At 48.6% G+C, this 16,120-nt stretch carries 14 protein-coding genes and 1 pseudogene; 1 reads left to right on the forward strand and 14 read right to left on the reverse strand.

What is annotated here, in order from left to right; genetic code table 11:
• The 10 genes and pseudogenes from C1I60_RS26070 to C1I60_RS23770 all read right to left on the reverse strand — a co-directional run.
• A pseudogene (locus tag C1I60_RS26070) lies at positions 1 to 320 on the reverse strand (molecular chaperone); the annotation flags it as partial.
• A 31-nt stretch (positions 321 to 351) separates the two neighbouring features.
• On the reverse strand, positions 352 to 1,041 hold the full coding sequence (locus C1I60_RS23730) for an iron-dependent peroxidase (RefSeq protein WP_137063962.1): 690 nt from the start codon (positions 1,039 to 1,041) through the stop codon (positions 352 to 354).
• A complete protein-coding gene (locus C1I60_RS23735) occupies positions 1,038 to 2,357 on the reverse strand; it encodes a normocyte-binding protein (RefSeq protein ID WP_137063963.1) in 1,320 nt (439 codons plus the stop codon). The genes C1I60_RS23730 and C1I60_RS23735 overlap by 4 nt, the downstream gene beginning before the upstream one ends.
• Positions 2,358 to 2,404: 47 nt before the next feature.
• Positions 2,405 to 4,303, reverse strand: coding sequence for a PP2C family protein-serine/threonine phosphatase (locus C1I60_RS23740; RefSeq protein ID WP_137063964.1), 1,899 nt, complete (start codon positions 4,301 to 4,303; stop codon positions 2,405 to 2,407).
• 22 nt (positions 4,304 to 4,325) lie between these two features.
• Entirely contained in the window at positions 4,326 to 5,156 is an 831-nt protein-coding gene (locus C1I60_RS23745) for a PP2C family protein-serine/threonine phosphatase (protein ID WP_137063965.1), read from the reverse strand.
• 34 nt (positions 5,157 to 5,190) lie between these two features.
• Positions 5,191 to 5,718, reverse strand: coding sequence for an FHA domain-containing protein (locus C1I60_RS23750; RefSeq protein WP_137063966.1), 528 nt, complete (start codon positions 5,716 to 5,718; stop codon positions 5,191 to 5,193).
• Between the two features lie 40 nt (positions 5,719 to 5,758).
• The gene (locus tag C1I60_RS23755; RefSeq protein ID WP_137063967.1) at positions 5,759 to 6,313 is read right to left on the reverse strand and encodes an FHA domain-containing protein; all 555 of its coding nucleotides are present in this window, start codon (positions 6,311 to 6,313) and stop codon (positions 5,759 to 5,761) included.
• A 32-nt stretch (positions 6,314 to 6,345) separates the two neighbouring features.
• The gene (locus C1I60_RS23760; RefSeq protein WP_137063968.1) at positions 6,346 to 6,792 is read right to left on the reverse strand and encodes a DnaJ domain-containing protein; all 447 of its coding nucleotides are present in this window, start codon (positions 6,790 to 6,792) and stop codon (positions 6,346 to 6,348) included.
• A gap of 131 nt (positions 6,793 to 6,923) precedes the next feature.
• A complete protein-coding gene (locus C1I60_RS23765; protein ID WP_013311475.1) occupies positions 6,924 to 7,349 on the reverse strand; it encodes a hypothetical protein in 426 nt (141 codons plus the stop codon).
• Between the two features lie 119 nt (positions 7,350 to 7,468).
• Positions 7,469 to 9,637, reverse strand: a complete 2,169-nt coding sequence (locus C1I60_RS23770; RefSeq protein WP_137064059.1) for a transcriptional regulator — start codon at positions 9,635 to 9,637, stop codon at positions 7,469 to 7,471.
• A gap of 619 nt (positions 9,638 to 10,256) precedes the next feature.
• Between C1I60_RS23770 and C1I60_RS23775 the strand changes: the two genes are divergently transcribed.
• Positions 10,257 to 12,359: a VWA domain-containing protein gene (locus tag C1I60_RS23775; RefSeq protein WP_137063969.1), complete on the forward strand. Its 2,103-nt coding sequence runs from the start codon at positions 10,257 to 10,259 to the stop codon at positions 12,357 to 12,359.
• Between the two features lie 48 nt (positions 12,360 to 12,407).
• On the opposite strand, the gene C1I60_RS23780 is transcribed toward C1I60_RS23775, so the two are convergent.
• From C1I60_RS23780 to C1I60_RS26075, 4 genes are all read right to left on the reverse strand, one after another.
• Complete coding sequence (locus C1I60_RS23780; RefSeq protein ID WP_137063970.1) at positions 12,408 to 13,319, reverse strand: serine/threonine protein kinase; 912 nt, start codon at positions 13,317 to 13,319, stop codon at positions 12,408 to 12,410.
• 178 nt (positions 13,320 to 13,497) lie between these two features.
• Positions 13,498 to 14,745, reverse strand: a complete 1,248-nt coding sequence (locus tag C1I60_RS23785; RefSeq protein WP_137063971.1) for an L-lactate MFS transporter — start codon at positions 14,743 to 14,745, stop codon at positions 13,498 to 13,500.
• 190 nt (positions 14,746 to 14,935) lie between these two features.
• The gene (locus C1I60_RS23790) at positions 14,936 to 15,691 is read right to left on the reverse strand and encodes a LytR/AlgR family response regulator transcription factor (protein ID WP_137063972.1); all 756 of its coding nucleotides are present in this window, start codon (positions 15,689 to 15,691) and stop codon (positions 14,936 to 14,938) included.
• Positions 15,688 to 16,120: sensor histidine kinase (locus tag C1I60_RS26075; RefSeq protein WP_252361860.1), on the reverse strand; the 433-nt coding region annotated here is incomplete at its 5' end. The genes C1I60_RS26075 and C1I60_RS23790, both read right to left, overlap by 4 nt.

Raw genomic sequence — 16,120 nt, forward strand, 5'->3', positions numbered from 1 at the left:
ACCCGGATACCGCCGCTCTCCTGCCGTCGATCATTCCAATTTCGCCGCAGTGCTGATTCGATGCGCTCGAAGCCGTCAGGGTTGGGCCGGGTAATGAGCAGATGCTCCTCTGCACTCCGAAACCGCAAAATGACGCGAATCAACTCCTCACGTGCCAGACGATTAGCAAAACCCTCGACCAGCCGCTCCTTATCGCATATCCCGCGTAGCTGAAAGGTCGTCATTTGCTCTAGCTCCGCCCGCGTGTATTTCGCCGTGAAGCGAATGCCTTTTCGATCGGTGAGCGGGTCAAGCAATCTGTATGTATAGGATCCGTTCATCGTTCACATGTCCTTTCTCTGCCATTTGGCCTTAATAGAGGGCAATAGCGTCTATTTTCATCGTCGGGTCTGCCTCCAAAATACCGAAATGACGTGTCCAATACAGCTCAATCGTAAAACGCGCCGGAAGAAACAGGTCCAGAATTAAATCCGCTTTAATCCGTGACAACTGCGTTTCCTTCTGACCGATATAGATAAGCAATTCGTCCTTTTCCTCACAATTGGTGTAAATGATCGAGCGGTGGAAAACGCGGCGCATCGTTTCTTTTAGCAAATGTACAGCTTCCCCCGTCTCATACAGCCGCAGCAACCCTTCGGCAATCGCATCCTGCTCCTCACGGTTTAACTGCGCAAAGCTTTCCTTCACCTTCGGGCCAAAGATGCCATTTTCGATGTCACGCTGAACAAACTGAATATGGTACTCCCGCCGATTCATCCCTTGATACAGATCCGTTTCGGCCAGAAAATGCATCATAATATCGAACAGCGACTCTCTCAGCTCTAGGTACTCTTCAGCATCCGGCGGAAACAGGTCCCGAAAAATAGAATAAAAGCGGTAGTACGGATTGATTTCCACCACCTGCTCCAGCTCAGATGTATTCAGCTCGGTCAGACTCAGCTCCATATACGGGGAGTAGCTGACAGCGGGTACAAACCGGAAGCTGTTCACATCTAACTCCTGTTCCCTCGCGCGCATGAGCAAATCCCAGACGTAATTCACAGCCATTCTCCTTCACACTTGTACTCCGGGAAATACATCTGCACTTCCGACACCAGAAAGCTCAGCAAGTCGGATAAAATGTAGGCAGGAAATGTGGACGAAGCATCCGCAGAACCGTGTCTAAACGCCAATCGCATGATCTGTTTGCCTTCCTCCGTCCGTACGTTGTCACTGACAAACGGATTTAATGGATACGTCCGGGTTTTGGATAAAAGCTTGCTCACATCATTTCGGCCTGTGCCTCCCCAAATGTCCACACGCTCCAATTCCAATCCCTGTGCAGCTTCAAAAGAGTGTACAATGCGTGTAATTTCGGCTTTGGCCCGGACAATCACGGCCTGTTTCCCAGCATACCGTCCCAAAAAGCTGTCCTGCCGCCGATTGGACAACACTGGATAGGTCTGACGACTGAGCCTCGTTGAGACGGGCTTGGTAACCTTCAATACATTCCATTCGCCGGACTTATCACGTGGCGTGACAATCGTCAGTTCCTCTTCCGTACGCTTGATATACCGGATATCGCCTTCCACTCCGTCAATCAGGTAGCCGTGCTCAGGACCTGTTTTACGTAGAGGAAGCACATGCTCATAATTCACATGATCTATAGCCGGTATGGGGAAACCACTGTTTTTCAAAGACAGTCGTTCAATGTTCCAAAGTGGAAAAACATCCACCTTCTTAAAACTGTCGAATTCCTCCAATGAGATCGTAATTTCGTGAATTTCCTCATCGGCGGAAGGCTGACCTTCTCCTCCAACCAGCACGCAATCGACAAATTTATAAGCGTACGGGTGATTAATCGTTTTCCATGGCATTCCATTTTGCATGAACATCAGATACAGCTTCTCAATCTCCAAAATATAAGAACGGTTGTGCTCTAGACGAAACCGAATCGGATAGCTTCCGGTTTCCGTTACAAGCGTTCCCTCGAAAACCCGTTTGCTGCGGACAAGCGCGGTGATCTGATCGGTCTCCATCTCCAGAAAAAGAGTAAAGAGCGGCAACGCCCCGCCTTCCCGAACGACCTCTGCCACGCGGCTGATGTCCATCACCTTGTCCTTGGTATCTGACGGCAACACCGGATATAAAAATTCATGAATCGGATCATAGTCCTCACGTGATGTCAATGACACGTACACGTCAAACTTCTCTTCCGTATTCTCAATTTCCTCAAATACCCGCCGTTCCAGCTGGCGGGTCATTTCTTCCTGATATTCGACGAGGTTCATAAACACCCCCGCCATCATATTTTTCAGCAAACGTCTCTGCTCCAGATCGTCCATCTTGCTCAAACGGTCCTGCACCAGCTCTTTCACGACGTCTCACTCCTTCCCGGCTCCAGCATTCATTGAACATGAAAACCTTAACTTCCGTTCGCAGCCGCCTGATTCTGACTGCCTGAATCAGATGCACCCTCTGCTTTGGAAGCAGAATCAGCAGTTCCTTGCTCCTTACTGGCGGGTGCCTTCGTCGAAGAGGCATTCCCATCACTCGTACTACCGCTCTTCGTAGCTGAAGAAGCTTCCTTCTTCGCGGCTGCTGAGTCCGCTGATTTCATTGTTGCAGCGCTACCCGTAGCTGTTGCAGCCTTGGTTTGCGATGCTGTAGCAGGGGGCGCAGCAGCCGAAGCCGCCGCTTCGTCCGTTATGTCCCCCTCGCCCGTATCGTTCAGCGCTCCGTCAGATCCTGCCGCTCCAGCAGCAAGCTGACCATTTTTCTGCTGGTCCGCGCTCTGTTTCTCCTCTGCCTTCGCAATACTCCGCTCCAGTGCCAGCACACTTTCCAGCTTGCCGATTTCCTGATAAATCTCCTGTGCCCCGCTATAAGCGTCAATGGCTCCTTCGTAATCCAGGTCCTTCATCAGCCGATCCCCTCTGGCTTGGAGCTTGCCAGCCTGAATTTCCTTGAGCTGCTGCTGGATGGCCGTCATTTTATCATTAGTCTCGGTAATCTTTTTCTCCAGCTCTTTTTGCGCAGATGTATAACCGGATTCCATCGCAGCCTTATTCGCCTTCGTATACAGCTTGAGCGCACTCGCGTAATCTCCGCCCTGAAATTTCAAATCTCCGTCCTTCATCCAGCTTGCCGTCTCGGCATAAGTATCGAGTTGATCGATTTTTTTCTCAATATCCTTCACATTAAATGGCGGGTACAGACCGGCACTTTTCCGCGCTTTATCATAGCTGGCTTCGGCTTTGGCAAAGTCTGCTTTTTCCACATATCCGTCTCCGTCAACCATAAGTTGAGATACTTTCTGCTCTGCCGTATACAGTCGCTTGTGAATCTTATCGTTAATTTTAACTGCCGCGTTTTTCGCCTCACTGTAGGACTTGAGCGCCTTCGCATAATCTCCTGCCCTGGCATAATCATCCGCAGCCTGAGCCGATTCGACCATTGTTTCCAGCGCAGCCGCCTTGTTCGCAGCCAGCCGGGCCAGGGTAATCCACGCGCCTGTGCCTGTAATCGCGAGAACAAGCAACGTAATCAAAATCCGTTTGATCAGCTTGCGGCGATTCTTAGGCTTTTCCTGAAAAATTTTGTTTACATAAATGGCGGCAGCCGTATAATTGTTCACCGCCCGGCGCTGCTTGCTCAGCAGAACCTCTTCCAGCGTATCCGTCAGCATGACCGGGTCCTTTGCTTCCTCCAGCGCACCCAGCATTTCCGCCAGTTCAACATCCTCCCACATCCCGGATGTGGCGAGCAGCATGACATCTCCATCTGCAAGCTGCGTCTTTTTGGCATAATGAGCATGAACCCCATTCGGATTTCCCAGATACTCCAGCAGATTTCCTCGTTCCTCATGCGTGCTGGTCGCTTCGTCGGGAATACGTCCGTCATCCGCCAATGACTGAGCCAAGCTATGATCCTTACTGCGAAAATTAAGCCGTCCATTGCGAAAATGATACAGCCGCACATTTCCGCACGAAACGTATACCATTTTGTTGTAGTTGGTCACCACCATGAGCAGACTGGCCTTGAGCCGTACACGACGGCTTTCGAATTGCAGCCATTCCTGCGCTTCATGCAGGTCTCTCATCAGGCGCCGCCTGGACATGGAGGGCTTCTCCATGAAGTTTTCCAGCACCGTTTTGACAACCATTTCCGCGCTGCGCAGCTCCTGATCCGAATCCAGACCGTCTGCGAGAACATAACAGGCCATGTCGTCCGTCTCCATGAATGCAAAATAGTCCCGGTTGTCTATGTAAGAGCCCGCTTCCGACACAAAGGCGGTACTAAAATCGCTGTTGTCCTTGCGCATCGCTACCCCCGTCTTTCTGGTTTCATCCTATCGCCAGCATAACCACTGTCGCATTATCCTGACTTTTAAAGCCTTTATCATTAATCATATCAATCATTGCTTCCGCCATTTCCTGCGGTGCTCCACCCTTGCGCAGGATCTCTTCCAGCTCGATCTCCGTCAGTGCCTCCTGAATGCCATCGCTGCACAACAGCACATGATCGCCTGCGTACAGGCGAATCGGCGCAGCACCAAGCTCCATGCTCTCAAAGCCCTCATAGCCCAAATAATTGACCAATTGATTGCGAACCGGGCTCGTTTTGGCCTCTTCCGAGGTCATCTGTCCAGCAAGCACCCGTTCCTCCAGCAAGGTTTCCGCCGTATGCTTGGAATTGACGCTCTGAAAATGACCATTACGATAAATTGTAATCAGGCTATCTCCCACCGCTCCGTAATACAATTGATAGCCGCAAATGATGACCGCCGCCAGCGTGGTTCCTCCGCCCTGCCCATTCAAATTTTGCAAAATACCACGATTGCTCTGAGTTGCGGCTTCTGCAAAATAGCCGTTCAGGTTCGACGCGTCCTCCAGCTTGGCAAACGCCTTCGTAAAGGTCGTCACCGCCAAGGTACTGGACATGCGCCCATTAGCCAGCCCGCTGATCCCGTCTGCGACAACCGCCAGCGTACCGACAGGTGTCGTCATACTTGCAAAATAATCATCCTGCTCGCTTCGGCTCCCGATCGTTTGACCATTTCCAATCTCAATTCCACTCATGGTACGGCTGCCGGAGCTTCGTGTCAGCCGCATGCGGATCATGAGAAGAACAGCGAATAGCACCGCAGCTCCACATACAACAAAATAAGGCTGCATTTCGTTACCTCCCTGCACCATACCCACTTCCGTCCTAGTTTTCGTTGTCCCACTCAAAATGGGCGCCGCACAGCGGAATAAAGATAAACTTGCTGTGTCCCAGTTGAATCACGTCATAAGCAGCCAGTTCCGCTGGTGAATATACCGCCTCATTATTGTGATACGCCAAGCCTGATGAATCCCCTGGCAGCAAGTAGAAATTACGCTTCTTCGGATCATATACAATGACTGCATGATTTCTACGGGAAATCGTGTTGTCTCCAACAATACGGACATGCATTTCCTCGGCGCGTCCAATAAAGTTTTTCTCGGCCATAATGCGGTAGTCCTGACCCACCTGTGCTCCTTCGATGCATACCAGCCATCCGGTTACCGGGTGGATTCCCACCGTCTCACCTAAATATGGCATCGTTTTGTCATCGTCTCCCGCACCGTTGGTTTTTGCCGTTGGTTCAACATTTTTGGGTGCGGCTACATTTACCACCGTATTACAATAAGGACACGTATTTCCGTGCTTTCGTGTACTGAACATGTGTCCGTTCGGGCATCTTGTCAAACTCATAATCGGTTCCTTCCCCCATTGTCATGATTGTCTTTTTCAGCTATTTAACGAGCAGTCTCGTATTGGCGATATATAATAAATCACCTGTGTAAATCCGGTACGGCTCACCGCTTTCCAGCTTCTTGGTTACACTTTCGTTTGCAGGTCGTAGGCCGGTACCGTTACCGGAATCCACATCCTCCACAAACCAGTCGCTGTTCACCCGGTTGAGCACCGCATGCTCCACGCTTACAAGAGATGCATAATCTGTATCTGCCAAATCAATATCTGCCTCGGAACGAGCCGTTGTTTTGCCGATCAGGAGCGACGTTTCACCTTCGATATACCATTCTTTAATGGATTCGCCCTCTTCATCCATCAGTATCAGCTTGGCAATCCGATTGCGCTGTGTCTGTGTCTGTGGCTTCGCCACACGTTCAACTGACACCAGATTACGCAGTATGTATACAAGCACGCCGATTCCGATACCTACCACGACCACGGTTTTCAAACCGCTGTAGCCTGTACGACTAAACATATAAAAGGCGATCGCCAGCATCAGCCCGAACATGGCAACATCTATGATGAAAACCCATCTGTTCTGCGCCGTTTTCACTGCTTGCTTCCCCCGTTTCTATCCTGAAATCATCACTTTTTACGAATACCGAAAAACTGGTTAAACATGGCCGAGGTATCCGTCGGATCACCGGATTTTTTCGTTTTTTTCCCTGGTGAGCCTTCCTTCGTTTTCGGATGAAAACCGAAAAATTGCTCAAAATCCGTTCCTATATCAGCCGGATTAAATCCTTTGGCTGCGGGGCGCGCACCGCCAGATGCCGTCCCTCTTCCTCTCTCTGGCCGCGGTCCGCCAGCTCCCTCTGTTTTCCGGATGAGCTCGGCATCGTATGCCTGCCGCAATGCTTCGTCACGCAAGGTATTGTAAGCCTCGTGAATCAGCTTGAACTTGCGCGTTGCTTCCTCGCTTCCCTGGTTGGTATCAGGATGATACTTTTTGGCCAGTTTGCGGTAAGCCTGCTTAATCTCTGTTTCCGAAGCATCCCGGCTGACACCGAGTAGCTCATAATAATTGGTCATTGTGTGCTGTTCCCCTCTCCGAAAAAAAACAAATATTAAGAGACCCGGGGGCCTCTTAATATTGATCCACCCTACGCTTGCACGTGGAGTGAGTGTGTGTTCAAGCTGCGCTTAACGTCAGGACGTCAAGCTTAAACCGGATATCCGCCGTCGATGGTAGCCAGCTCGGTTTTGTCTTTCTTTTGTTTAATGTAGAGTGTAAATGCACCTACACCTTCTGTGTCACCGAAGTGCTCGTTGTAATCTACAACGAATGCGTTCGGGAAGTGGATTTTACGCACAACTTGGTCAGCTGCGATAACTTCCAGTGTTACTTTACGGTAGCTGTCTGCTTTTTCAGCAGGAACCAGGGACCACAAAGCCAGTTTCAGCGTGTCATCCGCGCTGTCGCCGTCTACGGCTGTGATAATTTTACCGCTGATGCGCAGTGTAGAGCCTACATCAGTGGAGCGTGCATTGGAGTCGTCCGGTGTATCGGTGTCATAAATAACCGTTTGGATATTATCCAAGCCCAGCTCGATTGTTTCTTGTCCTTCAACTTTCAGTCTGAATCCCATGTGTGTTGCCTCCTTGAAATTAGGTATTATGATGGCTGGAGAAGCAGGGCTTCTCCGCAATTTATGTATAAAGGCGGTTCTGGATAGAAACGCCTCTAACATCTTTCGTAGCGCTCGGATCATGATTTGACCGAGCTGGTTCCTTTAGTAATCATGACTTCCAGGTTCTTCACATTGCCGTTGAAGACCAGATCGATATGGCACATATTGCTTTTCTCATCAATAATGAAACTCATATCGTCTCCGTCCTGAATGATCGAGTTCACAGATCCTCTGCTGCCCAGCCACTTGCTCTTTTGGCTGCTCGGATTGTTACTGAAGAAGCGGACGATATTTTCGTGCTTGAAGTCCCCTGTCTGGTAGCGCAAAATACGTTCAATGTACGTGCTGACCAGCGTCTTGTAGATGGAGTCAAAGCCGTCCTCGGACATCGCCATGCTTCTCGCCTTGTAGACGGTAATCCGGCGGATATCCTTATCCTGAATCTGGGCATTCTCGGACGAGAATACAAAGCCGAAGTTTTTACGGTTGATGGCATCCTTGATCGTGTTGGTGAACCCCGTGATTTCCTTGGCCATCGTCGTCACTGTGCGCAGACTGTTGTCTCCCGCTTCAATGTCGAAGCGTACGCCAGGGAAGTTTTTGTTGACCGTTTTGAACGTCTCACGCAGGTATTCAGGACACTGATAAGAAGCGACCAAACCAGCGGCAACGTAGGCTGCACCCACATAAACGCCTTCGATCCACAGCTTGAGGATATCCTCTTTCTCCTTGGAGAGCTGCACACCGCTTTCGGTCTGTAGCATTTTGCTGTCGATAATGACACCCGATTTGTCCTTCGGAATAATCGTGAAGTTCGGTACGCAAGGAATCGCAAATTCGCTGTATTCTCTGCGAACGAGACTGGCGCATTTGTCGACATATTTGTCGATACCTGCTGTCGCCATACTGTTGAAAGTCGTTTCTTCACCGGATTCAAAATTAAAGAACATTTGAATTTTGTAATCCTTCACAACTTGCAGCAGCATCGAGAGCGATTCCATCGAATTTCCGCCCTGCTTAACGACCTTCTCGTTGCCCTTAAAGCGTTCACGTGAAACCTTCACCTTACCGGCTGCTTCCAGCTCGACGGATGGAACGATACCGAACCAGATCGTGTCGCTGAATTCATTTTTGGCATTCACGGTGTTCAGATATGTTTCCAGACGCGGGATATTGCTGCTTTTCACCAGCATGTCCAGCTTGTTATTGGCCACCAGCATGGTCGGCAACATACCTTTGCTCTTCGTTGCATATTGATCGAAGAACATTTTGACACCGAGGATTTTTTCCACAAGCGGCTTAACCGCCTTTACGAAATCATCCTTGGCATTTTTATAGAACTCCAGATACGTGTTGTAGTTCTGAACTTCAACTGCTGTATCAACCTTGGTCTGAACAGCCGGCAGCGGCACAAATGTGCGAACCACCAAATCCTTCACATAGTCGGAAGGCGTATCGGTAATCGAGTTGTAATCTTCCTCGAATACCTGTGACAAATCGCCCGTGCTGTTCTCGTCCAGCAGCATCAGCTCGGTGCTGTCACTCTTCGGTGCTTCAATAATTTTCAGCTCGCCGCTTTCCCCAATAGAAAGCATACCCACCTGGATCAGCTCACCGGAGTTTTCCTCCTGGGCGCCACCGAGCAAAAGGCGGGTTTTGATATCCTCAATCGCCAATGGCAGCATCGCCATAACGTTGTTATAGTTCTGGCTTGCTTCCTCGAACATTCCATTCAGCTTGTCGCCCATGTCGAGTTTCTTCGGATCGCCATCATCCAGCTTGTCATATTCACCATACATATAGTGAATTTCTTTGCGGACTTGGCGAATATCGTCCATAACCTTTTTCGGAGAAATCATATCCAGCAGATTTTCAAATTTGAAATCCACGTTTGTGATTCCTTGACTGCGCTTGGTGTCAATGAGCGTAAACAACATTTTCAAAAAATCATTACTTTGATTCACACGAATTTCAGAAATGCTGTCCTCATCAATCCCTTCCGGCTTTTTGAGGGTATAGACTACTTTTTGATTAGCCGCGTTAAAAAACGAATACACCGTCGGCGAAAATTTATCCAAAAATTCGTCGAAGCTGCGCACCAGAAGGTGCTCGTTAATTTCCTTGATTTTCTCATCACTCAAGCTGTCAATACCCTTCACATCACCTACAATTGTGATCAGGTCCAGCTTTTCCGGGTTGATTTCTTCAAAAAGCATTGTCCGGTTTGTTTGATAAATGATTTCCATCGCTGTCGGCAAACGAAATTAAAGTATGGATATACGTCGAAAGCCCCATACACGGACACGGGATGTCCAATTTAGAGCAATCGGGTTTCCACACTTAGTTCCTTTGCCTCCTCCCCCCTACATAACATTCAAATTGGCCAAAGGATTCGGCTCATACTGCTATACGCAGTACGGGCATGTAACCTCGAAAATCAGTCCGAAGCGTTCATTTAACTTTTAATGGCAAAATTAAAACGGAGATATATCGTTCAGGTAACAAGGAAAGTTATGATTCTATATATTCCGTGATCCTACTGTTATCCCAGTTTTTGCCGTTGATACGAGAGCTATCATACAAAGTACCCGTTAGTTTTGTCAATTTCTGTAGCCCCAGATTGAAATAGGGCAATTCGACTCATTTTATGCGTAAATACGTAATTTTTATGATATGTTAGACCTGTTTATTCAGGGAATTATTCACAAATGGAACCCAATTGCCGATAGAAATCCATTGGATATTTCTGATAAGCGTAAAAGTATCAAATTCATGGCTAATGTGAGGGTTAACAGTCTGTTTTGATCCTTTATCCCTTATATACCAAGGATTAGGAGAGTTGGCTCGCCCGCATTGGCCTCGTCGATGGAGGGGCTTATGTTCAGAATGAGGAAATTGGGAATCATTGCTTTCATGACTTTAGTACTATTTTTTCAAATTGGCTCAAACGGGGTCATTTGGACTGTAAATCAGGCCAATGCCGCATCTTTGGGAGCTGTTCCGATCGAGGGTTATGATGCCGTTTTTGTATTGGATACCAGCTATTCCATGAGGGATACCGATCCCGAGGGCATTGCGGCCGAAGTTATCAATATGTTTATGGATTTGAGTGATGCAGACCGTACCCGCGTCGGATTCGTCGCTTACAACCATCATGTAGTCGCCTCGAAGTCGCTGACTTCTATTGCAGTAGCAGCGCAAAAATCACAAATTCAGCAGGAAATCAGAACGCTGAACCGTTCCGGTTATACAGATTTGGGACTTGGATTGCGTAAAGGCTCGGAACTGCTTGCTGCAGGGACTTCCAAAGGACGTCAGCCTTTTATGATCCTGTTATCCGATGGAGAGACTGATTTTGGAGCCTCATCCGGTTCCCGATCCAAAGGGGACTCAAGTAATGATGTGTCCTCCGTCATTAAATCTGCACAGACCAAAGGATACCCTGTGTATACGATTGGTCTGAATCATGACGGCACGGTGAACCGACAAGAACTGGAGCGAATCGCTTCGCAAACGGGGGGAGCTTCTTTTATAACGAGCAGCGCCGAGGATCTACCGGAAATTTTGAACCGTATTTTTGCCAGCCAGATTCGTTCCAAGCTCGTTCCAGTCGCCGCGATTACGACCACCGGCGAAATGCAAGAATTAACAGTAGATATACCGGATTCCAGCATGGAAGAAGCCAATCTGGTGCTTTTGTCGGAGCATCCTCTTCAGGAAACACAGCTCTATTCTAATTCAGAAAATGTCCGCAGGTACAAATCGAGTCGATATGCGATTTTAAAAATTGAGCATCCACAGGCAGGCAAAGTCAAGCTGAAACTGAGGGGCATACGCGGAGATTTGGTCAAAATCAATTTGCTTGGCAGCTATCGACTGGAAGCTGAGGCTACCATGACGGGAAATAAGGAAACACAAGCCAGTGGAAACAAACTCGTGCAGCTTCTTAAAGGACAAGCCATACCGTTCAAGGCCCAGTTGTTGCTGCCGGACGGTCAAAAGCTTACAGACGAAGCCGTATACAAATCGCTTCAAGCCCATATCATCGTTACACCCGTAAAGGGCGGTACAAGTAAAAAGGTACCTATGACCTACAAGTCGGGATTTTTCCAGGCCGAATATGCGTTCCCTCTAACGGCGGATTATACCTGGCAGCTATCTTTGGACAGCCCGCAATGGTATCGCAAGGGAGCGGTCCATACTATCCATGCGGCGAATGCTGCACCGAGGGCTTTAAATGACCTGACGATTCGTCTGGTGAAAGAAGACGGGGATGCCCGTCGGAGTTTAAGCGAATTTTTTACTGATCCGAATCATGATAAACTGACCTATAAGCTGGATTCAGGAGCCTCCGGGGATGCGGCAAATGCTGAGATTAACGGTACAGATTTGCTGTTATCCGGGCTTCATACGGGTAACTCCGAGCTAAAAATTACCGCTACCGATTCGGAAGGGGCATCCAGCAGCGCTACGCTGACTGTTTCTGTACAATCCCGATATACGGCCATCAAATGGACGGTAGCTATCAGTGTCGTAGTGGCGGCACTTCTGTACTGGTTCTTGCGGCCAAAGCCGCAGTTTGCGGGGAGAATCGAAGGATATTTCCTTGCGACAGCAAGTGGACAGGAGATTCCGGTAAAATCTTGGCCGCTCACCTCCTTTCCGGGCCGGAAGGTCAGCTTGCAGGCGTTGTTTCGTACGCTTGACGTTCACGAATCACTGCCAGAAGCGGAGCGGATTGTCTTTTCCGCAGGTAAAAAAGGAACACTTGTGGTCAAGCATGATACACGCTGCGCCTTGCAGCACGGGAAGGTCAGAATTGGCCGCAATAAAAAGGCCGTGCTGGAGTACAGCGACAAGCTGTACATTACGTTCGAGGACGGTGTAACTGAAATCGAGCTGCGGTACAAGGCGATCAAGCCCAATACCTCCGTGTACACCGATCATATTCAAGCTCCGACAGGATAATGGATAACATACGTCGGACACAAAAAAGGGAAACACCGTCTCTTACGATTAACGAACCGTAAGAGTGGGGCGCTTCCCTTTTTTTATCCAATATTCCGCACGCAGTGCGGCTTTAAACCATCGGAGCGAGCGACAACGCTTGTTGGCCTGTACCTCCAGGCCACGCCGAATTACATACGGCAGTAGAGAAAGACCTGCATTTTCGATCTGAATCCGGTCGGTCTGATCTGCAAACAGTCTGCCTGGCACATCCGGTGGAGGTGATCCTTTTCGGCAATAATACAGCGTGGCGGCCAGACTGTAGATATCTGACACAGGCCCCTGCTGCGACCGATTAGAGTAGAACTCCAGCGGAGAGTAGCCCGCTGTGGTGAAGATCGGATGCTCCTTGCCTTCAAAATGTACAGCCGATCCGAAATCAAGCAGCTTGACATTGCCATTCTCACCGATCATAATGTTGCCTGGCTTAATATCCCGATGAATAATGCCTTTGTCATGAATGTATTCCATGGCATCAATTAAAGGCAGCAGCGCATGGTACAAAAAAGCAGGATCGGACGTTGGCGCATCCTCTTCCTTCATCACCCTGTCCAGCGTCTTGCCGGCACAATATTCCATGACCAGATAAGCGGTTCCATTTTCTTCAAAGTGATCTATATAACCGACAATACCTGGATGGGTTAATTCCTTGAGCATTTGCCCTTCACGCAAAAAATAATGCATAAACTCCACGTATTTGAATTGCATAGATGCACTGCAGGTCACCGTTTTTCGATCCGATCCCCGCAAAGCGAGCGCATTCGGAAAAAACTCCTTAACAATGACCTTTTCACGATTATCCAACAGCCTTGCCGTATACACGATGGCCAGCTCACTGCGGGACAAGGCGCTTCGAATTTGATATGTATTTCGCAGCTTCGTATTGCGGGCAAGCAGATTCCCGCTTGTATCCACGATCATGACTCGTCCTCCTGTCAGGTTCTTAGCTTATGTCTTTTGTATATATCGGCTTATCACATATCTTTTTATTATACCGTATAATCGAATAATGGAAAAACAAATAACCTGCCATAATCTCCCTCAGAGAAATGATGACAGGTCTTTTGGCATTCATCTGGTACTTTGTTCTCAATCCCTTTTAACCCAGCTTCGTTTCAGGCTTCATGCTGCGCATGCTGTTGGTATTTTTCTTCCGTTGGCTGCGCAAATTGCCTTGATCCGGGGTACGGATGGTGAGTGCAATCAAGAACGATACGACACACAGCACAGCAATCGTGGTAAAGGTCGGGATGAATCCGCCGAGCAAGGCTGCGATAAAGGATCCCGCCAGCGCACCGAGGCCAAAGCCCTGATACACGATACCGTAGTTTTTGCTTTGATTTTTTAGACCGAAGAAATCAGCTACGATGGCAGGAAAGACTGTAATGTTACCACCGAAGCAGAATGCAATCCCTGCTACACAGGCAAAGAACAAACCGTAATTCAGCGGCACCAGACTCAGCACTGCAACTGCGACCGCTGTTGTTAGCAACGCACCTGCTACTACTTTCAGACGACCGACTTTATCCGACAGCGCACCTAATATGATCCGACCCGCCGTGTTGAAAATAGCGACCATAGCAACCGCATTAGCGGCTGTAGCTACATCCAGCCCCGCCATCCGTACGCCGATATCCTTTACAACTCCAATCAGATACAAGCCACTCATACAAGCTGTGAAGAACATAACGAATAACAGATAAGCCTGCTTGGTGCGCAGCATTTCTTTTACAGTGTAATCACGCTGCACAATTCCATTTTGTACCGAAGGCTTGTTCACGACTGTTGCTTCCCGTACTAGGAAGGAACCGCCCACAATCATGATCAGCACGATCATGCCCCAATACAGAAATGCCTGCGATACGCCAACGGACTGAATTAACGAACCATTGATATACTTAAATATAAGACTGCCTGTTCCGTATGCCCCAACCGAGATACCTGAAATGAGTCCTTTTCTCTCGGGGAACCATTTGATCAGATTCGACAGTGATGTAATATAAGCCGTACCATCCGCAAAACCTACGACAATACCCGCCAAAATGTATAACAGGGACAGAGAAGTTACCTGTGAGCTGAGCATAAGTCCTGCGCCCAACACAACGCCAGCGCACAAAATCAGACGACGTAGTCCCCATTTATCCTGTAGCTTGCCTGCGAATAACGTAGCAAACGCCAGCGCAAAGCTGGTAATCGAAAATGTAATGGCGACCGAGCTGAGATTCCAGCCAAAGCGGTCCACCAGCGGTTGATTGAATAAACTCCATGTGTAAATCGTTCCTAAACCCATTTGGACAATAATCGTTCCAAGCACGACCAGCCAACGGTTTCCGCTGTTTGTTTTCATATAAATCTCCTCTTTTCATTCCGGCTCTACCGCTTCAATTCGTTATCATGATAACCGGGAATCCAGTACGCTTTGCGTCTTGGGAGAAGCAAGTCTGTAAGGATTCTCTCTACATGGATCATTATAACGCTGCATCTTAGCCAGAAATCGTTTGAGGAATGAAATGCACCTATAGCGGAATGAAATGCCTTTATAGCCGCATAATTTGCCGAAATTCCTTGGCCTTGCTGCGGCTTACCGGAATCTCCGCGTCCAGACCGCGCAAGCGCAGGAGGTACGTATGATTGAACCAAGGTACAATTTCACGGATCTGCGACAGATTAACCGTGTAGGATCGGTGACAGCGAAAAAAGTCCTGCTGCGGCAGTCGGGCATGAAATTCCGAGATGCTCATCGGCATCGTATATTCCTCATGTCTAGTAAAGACAAGGGTGACCTTTTCCTGTGCGCACGCATAATAAATATCGTTGGCATCCGTTACGATGATTTTGTCGTTTTTCAGCAGATTGATACGGCCCGGGGCGCTAACGATGCTAGTTTCAGCAGGTCGGGGCTGGGCAGTCTCCTGTACCTGAACGTCCCGCTGCTCGTATGCATTTTCCAGCTTGCGCAGCATGGCGGCGATCCGCTTTTCATCATAAGGCTTGAGGATGTAATCAAATGCCTCCAGTTCGAAAGCCTGCGCGGCATGCTCTTTGTAGGCGGTCGTAAAAATAATATAAGGCTTTTTGGCAAATTTGCTAATATTCTGCGCCAGCAGCATCCCATCCAGAGAAGGAATGTTAATATCGAGAAAAATAGCGTCCGTCTCATGGTTCTGCAAAAAACGGAACACGTCCAGCCCGTCCTCAAAGCTGTCCGTCACTTCAATATGACTGTGGGTCTGAATAAGATACTCCAACTCTTCACGCGCCGGAATTTCGTCTTCTACAATGATGGCCTTCATGATTGCTCCTTTGGTATCTCAAAATAAACTTCGGTGCCCGGCTCATGCTTGAGAATAATTACCCCTTCTCCATACATGAGCTTGAGTCGTCTATGCACATTATACAAGCCTATCTGTTTGGCCGGAACCCGATCATGATACAGGTTATCGACAACATCATCCCTTATGCCTACTCCTGTATCTGCCACAGAAATCCGCACCTTTTCTCCCCGATCCTTTACGGAAATGGTCACTGTACCCGGTCCCTTTTTCTTGAGAATTCCATGATTAATCGCATTCTCAACCAGCGGCTGGATGATAAGGCTTGGAATGCGTACGGACACCTCGTCCATCACATACTCCACCTGAAGCCGGTTGCCGAAGCGGGCTTTTTCAATTTCCACATAATCAGACACCTGCTGAAGCTCCTTATGAATTTCGATCAAATCA

This window comes from Paenibacillus terrae, assembly GCF_005217525.1.
Taxonomy (GTDB): Bacteria; Bacillota; Bacilli; order Paenibacillales; family Paenibacillaceae; genus Paenibacillus; species Paenibacillus terrae_C.

Bases quoted from the DNA above. Each gene is read 5' to 3' on its own strand.
- C1I60_RS23740 (WP_137063964.1), bottom strand. From the start codon at position 4,303: ATGCGCAAGGACAACAGCGATTTTAGTACCGCCTTTGTGTCGGAAGCG.
- C1I60_RS23745 (WP_137063965.1), bottom strand. From the start codon at position 5,156: ATGCAGCCTTATTTTGTTGTATGTGGAGCTGCGGTGCTATTCGCTGTT.
- C1I60_RS23750 (WP_137063966.1), bottom strand. From the start codon at position 5,718: ATGAGTTTGACAAGATGCCCGAACGGACACATGTTCAGTACACGAAAG.
- C1I60_RS23760 (WP_137063968.1), bottom strand. From the start codon at position 6,792: ATGACCAATTATTATGAGCTACTCGGTGTCAGCCGGGATGCTTCGGAA.
- C1I60_RS23765 (WP_013311475.1), bottom strand. From the start codon at position 7,349: ATGGGATTCAGACTGAAAGTTGAAGGACAAGAAACAATCGAGCTGGGC.
- C1I60_RS23770 (WP_137064059.1), bottom strand. From the start codon at position 9,637: ATGGAAATCATTTATCAAACAAACCGGACAATGCTTTTTGAAGAAATC.
- C1I60_RS23775 (WP_137063969.1), top strand. From the start codon at position 10,257: ATGGAGGGGCTTATGTTCAGAATGAGGAAATTGGGAATCATTGCTTTC.
- C1I60_RS23780 (WP_137063970.1), bottom strand. From the start codon at position 13,319: ATGATCGTGGATACAAGCGGGAATCTGCTTGCCCGCAATACGAAGCTG.
- C1I60_RS23785 (WP_137063971.1), bottom strand. From the start codon at position 14,745: ATGAAAACAAACAGCGGAAACCGTTGGCTGGTCGTGCTTGGAACGATT.
- C1I60_RS23790 (WP_137063972.1), bottom strand. From the start codon at position 15,691: ATGAAGGCCATCATTGTAGAAGACGAAATTCCGGCGCGTGAAGAGTTG.